General features: G+C 35.6%; 14 protein-coding genes. 3 read left to right on the top strand and 11 right to left on the bottom strand.

Annotated elements, in window-relative coordinates:
- Position 1: 1 nt before the first annotated feature.
- From XM47_RS15635 to metG, 7 genes are all read right to left on the bottom strand, one after another.
- Positions 2-895: a carbon-nitrogen hydrolase gene (locus XM47_RS15635; protein WP_048694587.1), complete on the bottom strand. Its 894-nt coding sequence runs from the start codon at positions 893-895 to the stop codon at positions 2-4.
- Entirely contained in the window at positions 892-1950 is a 1059-nt protein-coding gene (locus XM47_RS15630) for an agmatine deiminase family protein (RefSeq protein ID WP_048694585.1), read from the bottom strand. Before XM47_RS15630 ends, XM47_RS15635 begins: the two co-directional genes overlap by 4 nt.
- Complete coding sequence (locus tag XM47_RS15625) at positions 1950-2546, bottom strand: PilZ domain-containing protein (RefSeq protein WP_048694582.1); 597 nt, start codon at positions 2544-2546, stop codon at positions 1950-1952. The genes XM47_RS15630 and XM47_RS15625 overlap by 1 nt, the downstream gene beginning before the upstream one ends.
- Positions 2547-2555: 9 nt before the next feature.
- A complete protein-coding gene (locus XM47_RS15620) occupies positions 2556-3629 on the bottom strand; it encodes a tetratricopeptide repeat protein (protein ID WP_149865534.1) in 1074 nt (357 codons plus the stop codon).
- Positions 3630-3719: 90 nt separating this feature from the next.
- On the bottom strand, positions 3720-4511 hold the full coding sequence (locus tag XM47_RS15615; RefSeq protein ID WP_048694577.1) for a CZB domain-containing protein: 792 nt from the start codon (positions 4509-4511) through the stop codon (positions 3720-3722).
- 131 nt (positions 4512-4642) lie between these two features.
- Positions 4643-5818, bottom strand: a complete 1176-nt coding sequence (locus XM47_RS15610; RefSeq protein ID WP_048694574.1) for a class I SAM-dependent rRNA methyltransferase — start codon at positions 5816-5818, stop codon at positions 4643-4645.
- Between the two features lie 134 nt (positions 5819-5952).
- Positions 5953-8007: a methionine--tRNA ligase gene (metG, locus tag XM47_RS15605; protein ID WP_048694570.1), complete on the bottom strand. Its 2055-nt coding sequence runs from the start codon at positions 8005-8007 to the stop codon at positions 5953-5955.
- A gap of 97 nt (positions 8008-8104) precedes the next feature.
- Between metG and apbC the strand changes: the two genes are divergently transcribed.
- Together apbC and dcd are read left to right on the top strand one after the other, a co-directional pair.
- Positions 8105-9181 carry an iron-sulfur cluster carrier protein ApbC gene (gene apbC, locus XM47_RS15600; protein WP_053084591.1) on the top strand — a complete coding sequence of 359 codons (1077 nt, stop codon included), beginning with the start codon at positions 8105-8107 and terminating at the stop codon, positions 9179-9181.
- A gap of 18 nt (positions 9182-9199) precedes the next feature.
- Complete coding sequence (dcd, locus tag XM47_RS15595; protein WP_048694569.1) at positions 9200-9799, top strand: dCTP deaminase; 600 nt, start codon at positions 9200-9202, stop codon at positions 9797-9799.
- 1 nt (position 9800) lies between these two features.
- On the opposite strand, the gene XM47_RS15590 is transcribed toward dcd, so the two are convergent.
- A complete protein-coding gene (locus XM47_RS15590; RefSeq protein ID WP_053084590.1) occupies positions 9801-10697 on the bottom strand; it encodes a gluconeogenesis factor YvcK family protein in 897 nt (298 codons plus the stop codon).
- A 191-nt stretch (positions 10698-10888) separates the two neighbouring features.
- On the opposite strand from XM47_RS15590, the gene yfbV reads away from it, so the two are divergent.
- Entirely contained in the window at positions 10889-11335 is a 447-nt protein-coding gene (gene yfbV, locus XM47_RS15585) for a terminus macrodomain insulation protein YfbV (protein WP_048694566.1), read from the top strand.
- Here the strand turns inward: yfbV and XM47_RS15580 are convergent.
- From XM47_RS15580 to XM47_RS15570, 3 genes are read right to left on the bottom strand one after another with little or no spacing between them, the layout of a single operon-like run.
- Positions 11332-11739 (bottom strand): response regulator, encoded by a 408-nt coding sequence (locus XM47_RS15580; RefSeq protein WP_048694564.1) that lies wholly within the window; start codon positions 11737-11739, stop codon positions 11332-11334. The two genes, yfbV and XM47_RS15580, sit on opposite strands and share 4 nt — an antisense overlap.
- A complete protein-coding gene (locus XM47_RS15575; protein ID WP_048694562.1) occupies positions 11732-14383 on the bottom strand; it encodes a hybrid sensor histidine kinase/response regulator in 2652 nt (883 codons plus the stop codon). Before XM47_RS15575 ends, XM47_RS15580 begins: the two co-directional genes overlap by 8 nt.
- A gap of 6 nt (positions 14384-14389) precedes the next feature.
- On the bottom strand, positions 14390-15436 hold the full coding sequence (locus XM47_RS15570; RefSeq protein ID WP_048694559.1) for a polyamine ABC transporter substrate-binding protein: 1047 nt from the start codon (positions 15434-15436) through the stop codon (positions 14390-14392).
- Positions 15437-15517: the final 81 nt, after the last annotated feature.

Raw genomic sequence — 15517 nt, 5'->3', positions numbered from 1 at the left:
ATTAATCTCGATATATTTTTGTTAAATCAGAATAATGGTCTATTCTTCTGTCTCTTAAATAAGGCCAAATTCGGCGTACAGATTCACTTCTTTCAAGGTCAAGCTCTGCAATGAGGAGCTCTTCTTCACTATCACTCGCATGGGCTAAAATCTCACCTTGTGGACCTGTAATAAAACTATTCCCCCAAAAACGAATACCTTCAGAAACTTGACTCGGATCTGCTTCATGGCCAACTCGATTACAACTTAATACAGGGATGCCATTAGCAACTGCGTGTGATCTTTGTATGATAACCCAAGCATCTAATTGTCTTTGCTGCTCTTCATCTACATCGGTTGGATCCCAACCAATTGCGGTTGGATAAATTAGCATTTCGGCGCCAGCCATAGCCATTAACCTTGCAGCTTCTGGAAACCATTGATCCCAACAGACTAAAACACCTAATTTCCCTAAACTGGTTGAAATAGGTTCAAAGCCTAAATCACCAGGTGTGAAATAAAATTTCTCATAAAAACCAGGATCATCTGGAATGTGCATCTTGCGATACATACCTGCTATAGAACCATCAGCTTCAAACACCACTGCAGTATTGTGATACAAGCCAGCCGCTCGCTTCTCAAATAAAGAGCTAACTATGACTAGGTTAAGTTCATTAGCCACTTCGGATAAACGGTTAGAAGTAGGACCTGGTATAGTTTCAGCTAAGTCAAATTGGTTAGTATCTTCAGTTTGGCAAAAATATAGTGATTTATGTAATTCTTGCAGAACAATTAAATTAGCCCCTTTTTTCGCAGCTTCTTTTATCCCATTAATCGTTTTTTCTAAATTGTGTTCAAGATCACTAGTATTAGAATGCTGAATTAATGCTGCAACGACTTTGTTTTTTACCGTCATTTAAATTTCCTCTCAAGATTACACAAATAACCTGCTGGTAGTTGCATGGTTAAGCAATGCAAACTACCGAACTGTTCAATAATCGGCCTGCAATTTATGGCCAGTACATCATGCTCTGGAAAAGCTTTTTTTAGTATAGTTAAAGCTAGCTCGTCTTGGACAACTCCATAAGCAGGCATTAAAACAGCTTGATTAAGTATTAAAAAATTAGCGTAAGTTGCTGGTAGCCTTTCACCACAGCTTGAATATTGAGCGTCCGGCCAAGGTAATGCTATTAATTGGTATGCTTGGCCTTGTTTATTCTTAAATTCGGCAAGTTCTTGAGCCATGTCGTTTAAAGGTTGGTAATGAATATCATCGGTTTTATCACAAGCTTGGTATATGATTTGGTTGTTAGGCGCGAACCTAGCTAATGTATCTATGTGGGCATCAGTATCATCACCAGCTAAAGCACCTTGAGTTAACCAAAGCATTTTATCTAAGCCAAGTAATGAGAGTAATTCTTCTTCAATTTCAAACTTAGATAGTTGCTTGTTCCTATTAGTATTCAGTAAACAAGCCGCTGTGGTCATTAAAGTACCATTTCCATCCGCTTCTATCGAACCGCCTTCCAGTATCAAGTCTATTTCTTGAAAATTCGTTAGGTTAATTTGCTCAAAAAGCTGCTTATTTATTTGATTATCTAGATTAGCAGAGAACTTATCGCCCCAAGCATTGAAAGTGAAATTAAGAGGCTTAATTTGTTGACTATTACTGTCAACCAAAGTGATAGGCCCATGGTCTCTGGCCCAGGTGTCATTAGATTGAGCAATCACAAATATGAGCTGCTCAACGCCAATGTTTTTGCCTTTTAGTTTGTGGATAACACTTTGTTTTAACTCAGTGTCATGGCAAACAATGACAAGTTTTTGATACTGACTAATAGCGGCTACAAGTTCAAAATATACAGCTTCGACTTGCTTTAGCTGACTTGCCCAATCCGTTTTAGAATGTGGCCAAGTTAGCATAATGGCATCTTGCTTGTGCCATTCGGGTGGTAAGTAATATTGATTCATTATTTTTCTGTTTGATTCGATTTTTCTTGCGCTAGTTTTCTTAAATGTTTACTTTGCTGATGTAAGGCTGTACGGACTAATATCTCTCTGTCTTCATCACGAATTTGACTGTAAACGAATTTATATTCAAAGCCTTGTTCAAACGGTTTCTTTTCTACAATTTCAACATAACAGTATACTGCGCTTGCTTCTTCTGGCATAAATATTTTTAACCTAAATACTTGGTCTATATGCCAATCCTGATTCAAATTAATGCTAAAACCGCCAGCTCCAAATTCTTTAGTAATATACCTTTGTTCTTGATCATCTTCCTGCATCACAATGTAGGACATAATTAAGTCAATTTTTTGTGACTGTAGCTTTAAAAAATTAAACAATTCTTCAGATTGATTACTTAAGCTTCCTACCGCTCGAAGTGAATCTGCTTCTATACTATTAACTTGTGTTGCTAACTTAAATGAATAGGGCATTTCAGCTAAAAATTCCATTTCGTTTGGAATTTTTTCATCTAAAGCAAATGGGGTTAAGTTGACGTTGAGGTTCAAAGGTAAAGTAAAAAATTCTTGATAAAGTTTTTGTTTTTCTTCTAAAAGCATTGTTGAATCCTACGAAGCTAAATTTTCCACTTGATTAATTTTAATTTGAATTGAGTAAGACTTTGCCAATTCTATTCCGTGGCTATACTCGGTTGGATATTTATCTGAAACTTGTTCTACCTTAGCTTTTGCGGGTTCAAAACCATATTCAGAAGCCAGATGCAAAAATGCGATCGCTTTTTCTATATTTTTATCGACACCTTCGCCAATAAAATAACTCCGCCCCAGTGCGCCCATTGCTTTATTTGAACCTAATAAAGCAGCTTGTTCAAACAACTCAACTGCAGCTTGATAATTTTTTTGCTCGCGCTCTGAGTAGGCTTGTTTTAAAACATCACTGACCTTAATTTGATTCTCTTTTGTTTGCTCTACAACTTCTACTGGAGTTAAACTTGTTGCATTTTCTTCTTGTTGAGCAGTCTCTTCAGATTGAGATTCTGTTTTTGTCGTTAATTCCGAATTGTCAGTTTCATCTACGGCTAGGGCACTTGGCTTGGTACTGGGTGTTATATCTTTCTCTAATTGTGGTTTTTTGTCTTTTAAAGCAATAATGACGGCGTCATATCGGCTATTTAATTGGCTCAGGGTTTGTTGCTGAGTGACAATTTGTTGCTGATAAAAGAGACTATCTTTTTCTAGTTTATTTAAGTGGTTTGTTAAAGTAGAAACTTGTGATTGATGTGCTGACTTTAATTCATCAATCCTAGATTGATAACTATTCTCTAATTCTTTTAATCTTTGATCATAACTTTCAGCTAAATCTAATCTATGTTCATCCTTTACCGCTTCAACTCGTTTAAACATAGTATTTAGACTGGTTTCATATGCTCTACGTAAGTCGTCAAACCAACGAAACAAGGTACCAGGAATTTTTTCTTTTTCTAGGGCTGATGCTGAACTGGGAAATAAATTAATAATTTGAGTTTTGTCTAAATATAATTCGCCATTATCTTCATAGGTGTTTAGGGTATGACGGTTATCTTTATACTTACGAATTGTATCTTGTAAGATAGCAACAGAAGCTCCACTAATTTCTGAAGCTTGCTCTAGGGTAATCCACTGAATTTTATCTGTTTGTGACATTTGAAAAGGCATATTTAGATAAACATAATTGGCTAATGCTACCAGTAAAGCTTTAGCCTAATCAATGAATAATGCCAGAATCTTAGTTGTTTAAATAAAAGCTTGGGGTGATAGTAAGATACTATTGGTGTGGCCCGCAGTTAGTAGACCATTTATCATATTTGCTACTCTATGGTCTATGTCGCCTGTATATTGCTTAATCTCGTCAAGTGAACGTATTTGATCTTTCTCTACATGAAGAGAATCTTCAACTTTATCAACAACAAAGCCTAGTTTAGGGCGTCTGCCATCTGTTGTTGTAAATACAGTAACTGGTTTGTAAGTAACTTCTACTTGATCTCTTGCCGTCGCAAATAACCTTCTTAAAGATGCGAGTGTAGAATTGCGCTCAACTTCAATTAAAGTTAAAGCTTCCGTTTGTTTGTCTTGTTCTAGCAAAGTTAAAACTGAATCAGCTAAGTTGTGTATGGCTTTATGCGGCGCATCAAACTTCTTTAATACCTCTGCTAAGTCCATATTTGTAGTTGTAAAACTATCGTACCATTTGCCAAATGCACATTGATGTGGATCTTTTGCCTTAGTAAATTCTATCCCAGTTCTAGCTGTGTTTTCTAAAGCGTCAAGCCAATCTACATGGTCTTTTTCTCTTAGGTGAAGTAATTCAACTAACTCTTTATTTTGATGTTTGGTCGATGTTTTATTCATCGCAATGCTCAAATCATAAATTGGAGTCGGTACTCCCATAAAATCTTTAACGCCAAGAAAAGCGGAGTCATCAGTCGGTACCGATGTTTGATCATTGGTGAATTTTTCAGTAAGTAAAATATCGAGTATATTAAATGCGACTAATCTATTTCCGACGCGAAAATTAACAACTTCCATGGATGATAAACACTTATTTTATAGAGGTATTATTACTCTAGCTTTGTGTGGGAAAATTACAAGTAATGAATTGAATTTAAGCTGTTTTTCATTCAGTTAACTAGATAATTAACTGAATGAATAGCAGTAAATCAGATTTTTTTAACAACCAGCCCTTTTAAATAGAAAGCTTCTGGATAATTTAAACTAATTGGATGATCTTGGGCTTGAGTGAGTTTTTCAACAATTTGAGCTTGAACACCTGCGTCTAAAGCCGCGTCAGCAACTACTTTTTGAAATAGGTCTGCTTCGACTAGGCCAGAGCAAGAAAATGTTAATAAGGTACCACCTGGCTTTAATATTTGCAGAGCAAGCATGTTGATATCTTTATATCCACGACAAGCTGAAACTAATTGTCTTTGATTTTCAACAAATTTTGGTGGGTCTAAAATGATGGTATCGAATTGCGTACCATCTTGCTTATATTCTCTTAATAATTTGAATACATCGGCATTAACATTGGTGTAACCAGTGCTGAAACCGTTTTCTTTATAATTTAATTCTGCCGTGTCTAATGCATTTTGAGAAACATCAACATTGGTTACTGATGTTGCTTGATTTTGTAGAGCGTATAGACCAAATGTGCCAGTATAACTAAAACAATTTAGTACTGATTTATTTTTTACATACTTAGCGGCCTTTTGCCTATTTTCTCTTTGATCTAAATAAAAACCAGTTTTATGCCCTTTATCAATATCAACTAAAATTTTAAGATTATTTTCTTTAATCCAAATTTTAAAGTCTGATTCTCCACTTAACCAACCTTTAACCGGCTTTAACCCTTCTTTTTTACGGACGTCAACATCTGATCTTTCATATATAGGCATATCAGGAAAGACAGTTTGTAAGGCTTGAACGATTAACTTCTTCCAACGCTCAACACCAGCTGACAAGAACTGACCAACGATAACATTGGCAAATATATCTATGGTCAAGCCAGGTAAACTGTCTGATTCACCTGCAATTAGTCGGTATGCATCAGATTTATCTTGGATTAAGCCTTGTCTAATTTGTTTAGCTTGAGTCAATTTTTCAATAAAAAACTCAAGGTCTATCTCTCTATTTTCAAAACTCCAAACACGTGCTCTAATTTGTGATTTTGGAGAGTAGGCGGCTTTGGCTAACCATTGACCTTTAGCACTAATAACATCAACTGTATCACCTGAGTTAGGTGTACCTTCTACTTGTTTTATTGCTCTTGAGAAAATCCAAGGGTGTCTTCTTAATAGTGATTTTTCTCGACCAGGTTGTAATATAATTTGAGCCATTTTATTCTCGAGTGTTACTAGTTATAGATAAACGCATCAACCGAAATTGCCTAGCATTTACCCTTAGCTGGAATTAAAAAGAAAACAGCCGCTTTAGCGACTGTTTTATCATATAAGGTTTTGTTTAAAACGGGTTATTTAACTTGCATGCCTGGTTGTGCGCCTTCTTCTGGATTTAATATCCATATATCTTTACCACCAGGACCTGCAGCTAGAATCATACCTTCCGACATACCAAAACGCATTTTTCTAGGTTTTAAATTAGCTACGACGACGGTTAATTTACCTTCTAAATCTTCAGGCTGATAAGCCGATTTTATCCCAGCAAATATCTGTCTCGTTTCATTACCTAGATCAACTTGTACTTTCAATAATTTGTCTGCGCCTTCGACATGTTCAGCTTTGGTGATTTTAGCAACCCTTAAATCAATTTTAGCAAAATCAGGGAACTCGATTTCTTCAGCGATAGGTTCAATTTGAGCTGCCACTGATTCATTCGATTTATCTACTGAATTTTTGACAGTTTTCTCTACTTTAGTTTCTGCAACCGCCTGTTTCGACGCTTCAGTCATGGCTTCTATGTGCTTCGCTTCTAATCTTTGTAGCAAAGGTTTAAATTTTTCTATTTTATGATTTTGTAATAGTGCTTTATGTGAATTCCAGCTTAAATCATCATTTAAAAACTCTGCTACGTTGGCGGCTAGGTTAGGTAATACAGGCTGTAGATAAACAGTTAAAATCCTGAATAAATTGATACCCATTGAGCATACTTGATGTGCTTGTTCTTTTGTTTCTTCATTTTTAGCAAGTACCCAAGGTGCTTGTTCTGCAATAAATTGATTCGCCTTATCTGCCAGCGCCATTATTTCTCGAATTGCTTTACCGTACTCTTTAGTTTCGTACAATTGTGCGATTGAGTCGCCAGCATTAATAAATTCATCAGCCAATACTGGCTCTAGGATAGTGTCTGATAAACGACCTTCAAACAACTTAGTGATGAAACCAGCACATCGGCTAGCGATATTTACGTATTTTCCGACTAAATCAGAATTAACTCTTTGAACAAAATCTTCAAGGTTTAAATCTAAATCATCGACCCGGCTTGTTAATTTAGCTGCATAGTAATAACGCAAATATTCAGGTGATAAGTGTTCTAAATAGGTTCTTGCTTTGATAAAAGTACCTTTAGATTTACTCATCTTAGTACCATTAACGGTTAAGAAACCATGCGCATGTACTTTAGTCGGTTTTCTTAAACCAGCGCCATCTAACATAGCAGGCCAAAATAAACCATGGAAGTTGATTATATCTTTACCGATAAAGTGGTGTAGTTCTGCGCTAGAATCTTTTTCCCAATAGGCATTAAAGTCTTCATTATTTTGTTCACACCAGTTTTTAAAACTACTCATGTAGCCAATAGGCGCATCTAACCAAACGTAGAAGAATTTATCCGTTGTACCTGGAATGTTAAAACCAAAATAGGGTGCGTCACGACTAATATCCCAAGCTTTTAAACCATCTGTGATCCATTCACCAAGTTTATTGGCCATCTGTTCTTGTAGCGCACCTGAGCGAGTCCACTCTTCTAACATGGTTTGAAACTGACAAACTTCAAAAAAATAATGTTCACTATCTTTTAAAATCGGAGTCGCATTTGAAACGGTAGACTTAACATTTTTAAGTTCAGTCGAACAATATGTTGAACCACAAGCATCACAGTTATCACCGTATTGATCTGCAGCACCACATTTAGGACATTCACCACGGACATACCGTTCAGGCAAAAACATTTGTTTTTCTGGGTCGTATAATTGCTCTATGGTGCGTTTAGTAATGCAGCCCGCTTTTTCTAGTTTAGTGTAAATTTCTTGGGCAAGCACTTTGTTTTCGTCTGAGTGTGTTGAATAATAATTATCAAAACTTATTAAAAAATCATCACAGTCTTTTTTATGTTCAGCTCTAATTTGCTCAACTAATTCTTCAGGTTTAAGTCCCATCTCGTCAGCTTTAAGCATGATAGGCGTACCATGTGCATCCGATGCGCAGACAAAGCGAGTTATATTTTCACGTGACTTTTGAAAACGCACCCAAATATCGGTTTGAATGTGTTCTAATAAATGACCAAGGTGTAATGAGCCATTAGCGTAAGGCAATGCGCAAGTAACTAAAATTTTTCTTTGTTCTGTCATGGAAAATAAGTTTATATTGGGAATATTTAATGGCGTGAATACTACTCAAAATCACGCAAAATTGCATCCGCTTATCTCAAACTAAAGTGAAATAATTGTGTTTAAAACTATTTTTAACGGTCAAAAGAATAAATTGAAGGCTGAGGTCGAACAATTTAGTACTTTTTTACAACAGAAAAACGTGAATCCAGAGTTAGTCGATTATTTTATCTCGCAACTCGAACAAAAAAACTTGGATAAACAAAGTTTACAGCTGCCTTTCCAATTTAAGCAATTAGAAGAATTTATTTCAAACCAGAAAATGGCAGTTAACACAGAATATGCCGCTCAGTTGGCTTCAATTAATAAATCCCATAATAACCCATTAGCAAACATCAAACATATTATTGCGGTTGCTTCTGGCAAAGGTGGGGTAGGTAAATCGACTACCAGTGTTAATATCGCAAGAGCACTTATTGAGCAAGGCGCTGCAGTCGGTATTTTAGATGCAGATATTTACGGACCATCTATTCCAATTATGCTGGGTTTAGAAAATAAAACGCCGACGAGTGAAGATGGCCGAATAATGCAGCCCCTTCTATCTAAAGAGGGTATCAGGACAAATTCAATTGGCTTTTTAGTGGAACAAGAAGCCGCTGCGATCTGGCGTGGGCCTATGGCAAGCAAGGCACTAACCCAATTGTTTAATGAAACCGAATGGGGTTGTTTAGATTATCTCATCATAGATTTACCTCCAGGTACTGGAGATATTCAATTAACCATCACCCAGAACCTACCTTTGAGCGCTGCAGTCGTAGTTACTACACCGCAAAATGTAGCTCTAGCTGACGCAGATAAAGCGATTGCTATGTTTAATAAATTGGATATACCCGTTCTTGGTGTTATCGAAAATATGAGTTCATTTATTTGTGATAATTGCGGGCATGTCGATCATATATTTGGCTGTGATGGTGGGAGAAATTTGGCAAGTAAACATAAAGTCGAGCTATTAGGTGAAATACCTCTGAGTACTAAAATTAGGATACTCATGGATCAAGGAGAAATTACTGATTTCAAAAGCGCGCCTTTTTATCAATATTGTGAGACAATTGCGCTTGAGCTTGCTTGGAAATTATTTAAATTAGCTCAACATTCCCCTGTGAATCGAGCGATTCCAATTAAAACAATATCGTAATTTATTTAGGTTTCATTTATGCGTTTATGTGATAAAGATATTATCGAGCTTTTAGATAGCGGCAAAATAGACATTCAACCAAGGCCAGCTGATGACATGATAAGCGGAGTCAGTGTCGACATTCGCTTAGGTAACAAATTTAGAGTTTTTCAAGATCATGCCGCGCCATATATAGATTTGAGTGGCCCAAAAGAAGAAGTTAATACAGCATTGAACTCTGTGATGTCTGACGAAATAAAAATTGAAGATGGTCAAGCTTTTTTCTTACATCCGGGGGAATTAGCTTTGTCAGTTACCCACGAATCAGTGACTTTACCGAATGATATTGTAGGTTGGCTGGATGGTCGCTCTTCTTTAGCAAGATTAGGCCTAATGGTACATGTAACTGCACATAGAATTGATCCAGGTTGGTCAGGTAACATTGTGTTAGAATTCTTTAATAGTGGTAAATTACCACTAGCTTTAAGGCCTCATATGAAAATTGGTGCGCTCAATTTTGAAACCATGTCTGGACCAGCCTTAAGACCTTACAACACTAGAGTAAATGCCAAATATCGTGGTCAAGACGGAGCTGTTGCCAGCCGTATTAGTGAAGACGACGAACGCAAAACTAACTAATTTAGCTAGCCAAGGCTACGCCTTGGCTAATTATGCTATAAATGGCCTGCCTTAATTTTACTTCATTATGCCTATAGCTAACATCTGAGTCGTTTAGATTAGACTTTATATGTAAGCAATTACTAAGATCGATATCACTAGCGGATTCAGAAGATAATACGGCATCTATATTTAAATTGGGTCGAATGGTTTTCAACCAATTTAACCTTTCATTTAGATCGGTTTTTGAACATGTCCCGTGTTCTTCACCTAAATTATCAATAAAGATAATTTTGGCCTGCGATAGGCAAATCGCATGGTAAATATCTTCAACCAAGAGTGCAGGCATAATACTGGTTAAAAAACTACCGGGCCCAAGTAGAATAACGTTGGCATTTTGAATTGAGCGAATAACACGATTAGGGGCATATACTTTTTCTGTGAGTGATAAGCTTTCTGGCATCTGTCTTAAATTGTCGACTGCAAGTTCGCCTATTATGGTTTTGTCGCCTGATTCAGCCATTAGGTGAGTAGGTTGCTCAGACATAGGATACAAGCGACTATCTATCCTTAATAAGCGCCTAACAATCTCAATTATTTCGATTGGTTTAACTTCTAATTGCTCTAAAGCATGAAATATTAAATTGCCTAAACAGTGATTTTCTAAGTCACCATGTTTGAATCTATAATTGAGTAAATCCGAACCTAGTTTACTTCCTGCCAAATGGGCGATGCAATTTCGTAAATCTCCCCAAGCTATACAGTCGGTTTCATTTCGTAATTTTCCAGTTGAGCCACCATTATCTGTCGTTGCTACAATGCCGGTTAAATTTGAACCGAGCTCGGAAAATGTATTTAGGACTTTTCCTAATCCGTGACCGCCGCCAATTGCGACCATATTAATATATTTTAATTGCATAATTTGTTTCACTAAAAATTGAGCAATGCTTCCTGCTTCATATATGGTGATCTTGAACTAAAACTCAAGCTGAATCTAGCTAAACTTGTATTTTATCTATATATTGTGAGCTAGTTTGTATCCAAGCTTGATTAGTCATAGCTAATGCATATATATTTAAAGCGTGATGAGTTGTAAAAAAGAGTTTGGCTATGAAATTCGATTTGATTAAAACACTTCAAAATGGATATAAGTACAGCCAAGTATGGCCAAACAAACCGCAATTATTTGCGATATTCCCTGAATGCCGTGTTATTTCGGCAACCAAGTTAGCATTACAGCTAATGCCAGTTATTGCTGTTGGCAGTTTTATTCTACAGTTAAACTATTTTGGTCAAAATTATTTACCCCAGTCTTTAGCGCTTAGTCTCCTAGTATTAAGCTTACCTATGCAAGGCTTAATCTGGTTAGGCAAGCGTTCTGAACAAGTTCTCCCAGTTACATTGGCAAGTTGGTATTACGAGATAGGTGATAAATTAGCTGAAAATGGAGTTTTGATAGAGCAAACGAAATCAAAACCCAAGTATCTTGATATGGCCAACACCTTAAGCCAAGCCTTTAATAAGCTTGATAAATTTTGGTATAAAGAGTGGTTTTAAATTCCTTTAAATTCACATCCCATATTTTTCAACGTTAAGATTAATTTTTTAGGGCTAAAAGGTTTAACTAAAAATCCTTTAGCGCCTAATCCCATCGCTTTTTTCACATTATCTATGGTTGAGTGTGCACTGACAATTGCAACTTTTACCTGAGAGTCTATTGCTAGAAGCTGTTCAAATACAGCCAAACCATCATCTTCATCTAACTCTATATCTAAAAATATTAGTTTAGGCTGTTCAGAGATATATTTAGCCAAGGTATCTTGGGCCGAATCTGCTTCGACAAAATTATTAAACCCAAGTTCTGCTAACATTTTTCTCAAAAAGTCTCTCATTATTCTAGAGTCATCTACAATTAATACTTTTTCATTTCTGGCGGAATTTAAGTTTGGAGAATTACTCATGGTGCTTCCTTGTTAATTTTTCTTCTATTACTTTACTTAGCTCTAGAGTAGCTTTTTTTATTGTCTCAACATCTTGTTTGTTTGCTGCAATCTCGATAGTTGAAGCTAATTCGGTAATCTCTGACCAGCCCATATTACCGGAGGTGCCTTTTAATTTATGAGCTTCGTGCGACAATTCTTGATAATTTTCCACTTCAATGAGTTGGTTAAATACAATTATGGTGTTAGTTAAACCACTTTCAAAGTTATTTTTCATTTTTTGATAATCTTCACTTTGTGTAATTCTGTTCTGAAAATCAGCAAAATCAAAGATTTGAGCCTGAGCTTTTAAAAAATGTTGTAACTGTTTAAATAATTCTTTGGTATCAATTGGCTTGGCAACACAAGCATCACACCCTTGGGATAAATAACTTTCTGTTTCGGATTTCATTGAGTTTGCTGTTAAAGCTATTATAGGCCCATCATAGCCCAGTTGCCGGAGCATTTTGGTCGCTTCTAGTCCTCCCATAACAGGCATCTGCATATCCATGAGTATCATGTCAAAATCTTCTGACAATGCGATTTCTACAGCTTCGCTGCCGTTATTCACTAACGTATAGTCAACTTTAGTCGGCTGTAAAATAAGCTTAATAAGCGTCTGGTTGTCTGGGTTATCTTCCGCAATTAACAGTCTAGATTTTGATAAATCTAGCACACTGGTAGGCGAAACAGATTTATCAATTTTGCTAATGTTTATTCTCTCTGCGATTAATTCGACATCTTGATTAGATAAATCCATAGAAAATACAAATAGAGAACCTATACCTTTTTCACTTTTAACGCTAATTTCTGAATTCAAATAGCCCGCTAAATGTCGACTAATTGCAAGCCCTAAACCTGTGCCGCCAAAATGTCGAGTTGTGCTGGTATCAGCTTGAGTAAATGGTTTAAATAATTTATTCAACTCTTCAGGCGACATGCCTATCCCTGTATCTTGGATTTGGAACACCAGTTTTTTATATTTCTCAACATATTCAAGTGTAATTGTGACATGGCCTTTTTGAGTGAATTTAATCGCATTCGAAGTTAAATTAAACAGAATTTGCCTTAAACGAGTCGGATCTGATACAAACTTTACAGGGAGTGGATACTCACAATAAAGATTAAAATCTATGCTCTTCTCAGCGCATAAGGGTTCAGCAAAGCCATTTAATTCATCTATCAAATCAAATAAATGAGTATCTATTTGTTCAATATCCAATTTTCCGGATTCAATTTTTGATAAATCAAGTATATCGTTGAGCAGTGCAGTTAAATGTATACTATTTTTAACGACTTTACTGATTAGCTCATCTTTTTGCTTTACATCGGTCGCCGAATGCAAGGCATGTTCAGAGAAACCTTGAATTGCTGTGAGGGGCGTTCTTATTTCATGACTCATATTAGCTAAAAATCGACTTTTAAGTTCGTTTGCTTGTTCAGCTGTTTGACGCGCATTGATTAGTTCGGTATTCGCATTTTTTAGCGCTAATGTTCTAGAGTCTACTTTTTCTTCAAGATGATCTTTATAATCTTGAATGCTTTGATTACTTGTATTAAGCGAACTAACCATTTTATTAAATGATGAAAATAAAGAACCTATTTCATCATTTCTTTTAACTGGTAATCGAATCGTTAATTGACCGTCACCAACCTGTTTACTAGCTTGATCTAATCGAGCAATTGGTCCGAGAATTGTTTTTTGAATTAAAAAATAAGTTAAAAATGTAGCTATTATTACCATGGTCACTACGGTCAAAATGGTGATGATAGATAAATCTCGGCTACTTTTACTTAATTCGTCAATGGAAATCCCTGAAACTAAGAATAAGTTTAATGGCAGTGATTTAACTTCGAATACCATATCTATATTATTAAAATGAACCTCTAATAAATCATGAGACTGCGCAGAAGCTGTTACTTTTTCGAAGAAAAATTTAGGTAAAAATTGGTTTCTTAATTTAGCTTTATTACTCAAAATGATTTCACCGTCAGTATCTAACATCATAGCAATCCCAGTATCACCCAATGTTTCATCCATAATATTTTGGAATACACTCGGTTCTATCGTCGCAACTAAATAACCCGAAAAGACATTATTAGAGTCAAATAATTTTTCTACTGCAAATATAGCGATTGATTGAGTATCTGGGTTTGTTTCTATACTAAAATGAAATTTATTATGAGTTTGTTTGATCTCTTGGTACCAGAGCATATTACTTTCGTTTTGGCTTTTATTATTGCCAAAAGTCGTCGAAAATCTGGCGTCTTCCAAACCATCTGGTCGAACAATTCTAAATTCATAAAAATCTTGATACGAATCTGAATATTGAGCAAATTGTTCAAGTAATGGCGCTAACAATATCGCGTATCTATGTTGTTCAGACTTTATCGTTATATATTCGCTAACTATATGGCTAGAAGACAGCAAGCTTAATGCTGAATGAATGGTATCTAAGTAGCTCCCTAAAGTAATCGCTTGTTGCTGTAATTGTGACTTAATGGCTAAAGACGCTTGTGTTTTAATGCTTGATTGGGTTGTTGAATAAGCGAAAAAGCCTACAATAACCATAGGTGTAGCGATAATTAAAATAACAAAAATTAATATTTTATGACTAAGCTTCATGCTGGTTTATTGTTTTAATCCTTTATGTGCATACAGTAGCTGATTGTATATAGTGTGGTATAAACGCTCTGACTTAGCACTCAAAGGTTTATTCAATGACGATCTTTTAATTAATTCTTTATTTGGATAAATCGTCTTATTGTTTATTTCGGTTTGTGGCAGTAATGATAGTGCGGTTTTGTTTGTTGTTGCAAATTTATATGTGAGCGCTAGGTGAGTTGCTACTTCTGGTCGTTGTAAATAGTCTAAAAATTGATATGCCTCTTGTTTCATTTTAGATTGCTTTAATATGCTGACACAATCTAGCCATAATGTTGTACCTTCACTTGGGATAACAAAATCTAAATTATCTGAGTATTGTTGTAAATATAATGCATCACCGTTATATGACATGGCCATATAAATTTCACCAGTCAGTATATTTGAGTTAGGTTCTAAATTAAGAGAGCTAAAACCATTAATATATTTGAGGCGGTCGTAGATTAAATTAGCTGCATTGTTAATGCTAACTTCAGGTTTAGTGTTTGGTGGAGAATTCTGAGCTAAAAGTGCCATAGACAATACATCCCTAGAGTCACTCAGTAACTGTATTTTGTTGATTAATTCAGGCTTATCTTCGCTGAAAAATGATTTCCAAGATGTAGGGGGAGTGGTCAAATCTTTTCGATATAAAATGCCAATTGTTCCCCAAAAATAAGGAGAGCAATATTGGCTATTAACAGCCTCAGTTTTCCACTTATCATCAACATGAATAAAATTACTTATTTTACTCTGTTCGAGTGGCTCTAACCAATCACGACTAGCATAGCCAGCTAGTCTAAATTGACTACTGACTAATAAATCATAACCTTTACCGTTTGTAGCATTTAATAAACTGTCTTTAGTTTCATCAGATTCGTAATGGATTACGGTTACCTTGATACCCGTTTGCGTTTCAAAATCCTGTAATACCTTGTCTGAAATATAATTAGGCCAATTCAATAATACTAATGATTTAGCTGCACCAATTGAACTAAAGCTGAGTAATAATAAAATACAACAAGAAAAACGCATATCTCAATCCGTAAACACACTTAAAATAGAGTATAAGAAAAATATAAAAATTTGCATTTAATTTTTCAATTGTTGTTCAAT

The sequence above is a fragment of the Catenovulum maritimum genome, assembly GCF_001050375.1.
Taxonomy (GTDB): Bacteria; Pseudomonadota; Gammaproteobacteria; order Enterobacterales; family Alteromonadaceae; genus Catenovulum; species Catenovulum maritimum.
Note: the sequence above shows the minus strand (reverse complement) of the source record. Positions and strands in the feature narration are given on the sequence as shown.

Bases quoted from the DNA above. Each gene is read 5' to 3' on its own strand.
- yfbV (WP_048694566.1), top strand. From the start codon at position 10,889: ATGAAATTCGATTTGATTAAAACACTTCAAAATGGATATAAGTACAGC.
- XM47_RS15580 (WP_048694564.1), bottom strand. From the start codon at position 11,739: ATGAGTAATTCTCCAAACTTAAATTCCGCCAGAAATGAAAAAGTATTA.
- XM47_RS15630 (WP_048694585.1), bottom strand. From the start codon at position 1,950: ATGAATCAATATTACTTACCACCCGAATGGCACAAGCAAGATGCCATT.
- XM47_RS15620 (WP_149865534.1), bottom strand. From the start codon at position 3,629: ATGTCACAAACAGATAAAATTCAGTGGATTACCCTAGAGCAAGCTTCA.
- XM47_RS15635 (WP_048694587.1), bottom strand. From the start codon at position 895: ATGACGGTAAAAAACAAAGTCGTTGCAGCATTAATTCAGCATTCTAAT.
- XM47_RS15570 (WP_048694559.1), bottom strand. From the start codon at position 15,436: ATGCGTTTTTCTTGTTGTATTTTATTATTACTCAGCTTTAGTTCAATT.
- XM47_RS15625 (WP_048694582.1), bottom strand. From the start codon at position 2,546: ATGCTTTTAGAAGAAAAACAAAAACTTTATCAAGAATTTTTTACTTTA.
- dcd (WP_048694569.1), top strand. From the start codon at position 9,200: ATGCGTTTATGTGATAAAGATATTATCGAGCTTTTAGATAGCGGCAAA.
- XM47_RS15590 (WP_053084590.1), bottom strand. From the start codon at position 10,697: ATGCAATTAAAATATATTAATATGGTCGCAATTGGCGGCGGTCACGGA.
- XM47_RS15575 (WP_048694562.1), bottom strand. From the start codon at position 14,383: ATGAAGCTTAGTCATAAAATATTAATTTTTGTTATTTTAATTATCGCT.
- XM47_RS15610 (WP_048694574.1), bottom strand. From the start codon at position 5,818: ATGGCTCAAATTATATTACAACCTGGTCGAGAAAAATCACTATTAAGA.
- XM47_RS15615 (WP_048694577.1), bottom strand. From the start codon at position 4,511: ATGGAAGTTGTTAATTTTCGCGTCGGAAATAGATTAGTCGCATTTAAT.
- metG (WP_048694570.1), bottom strand. From the start codon at position 8,007: ATGACAGAACAAAGAAAAATTTTAGTTACTTGCGCATTGCCTTACGCT.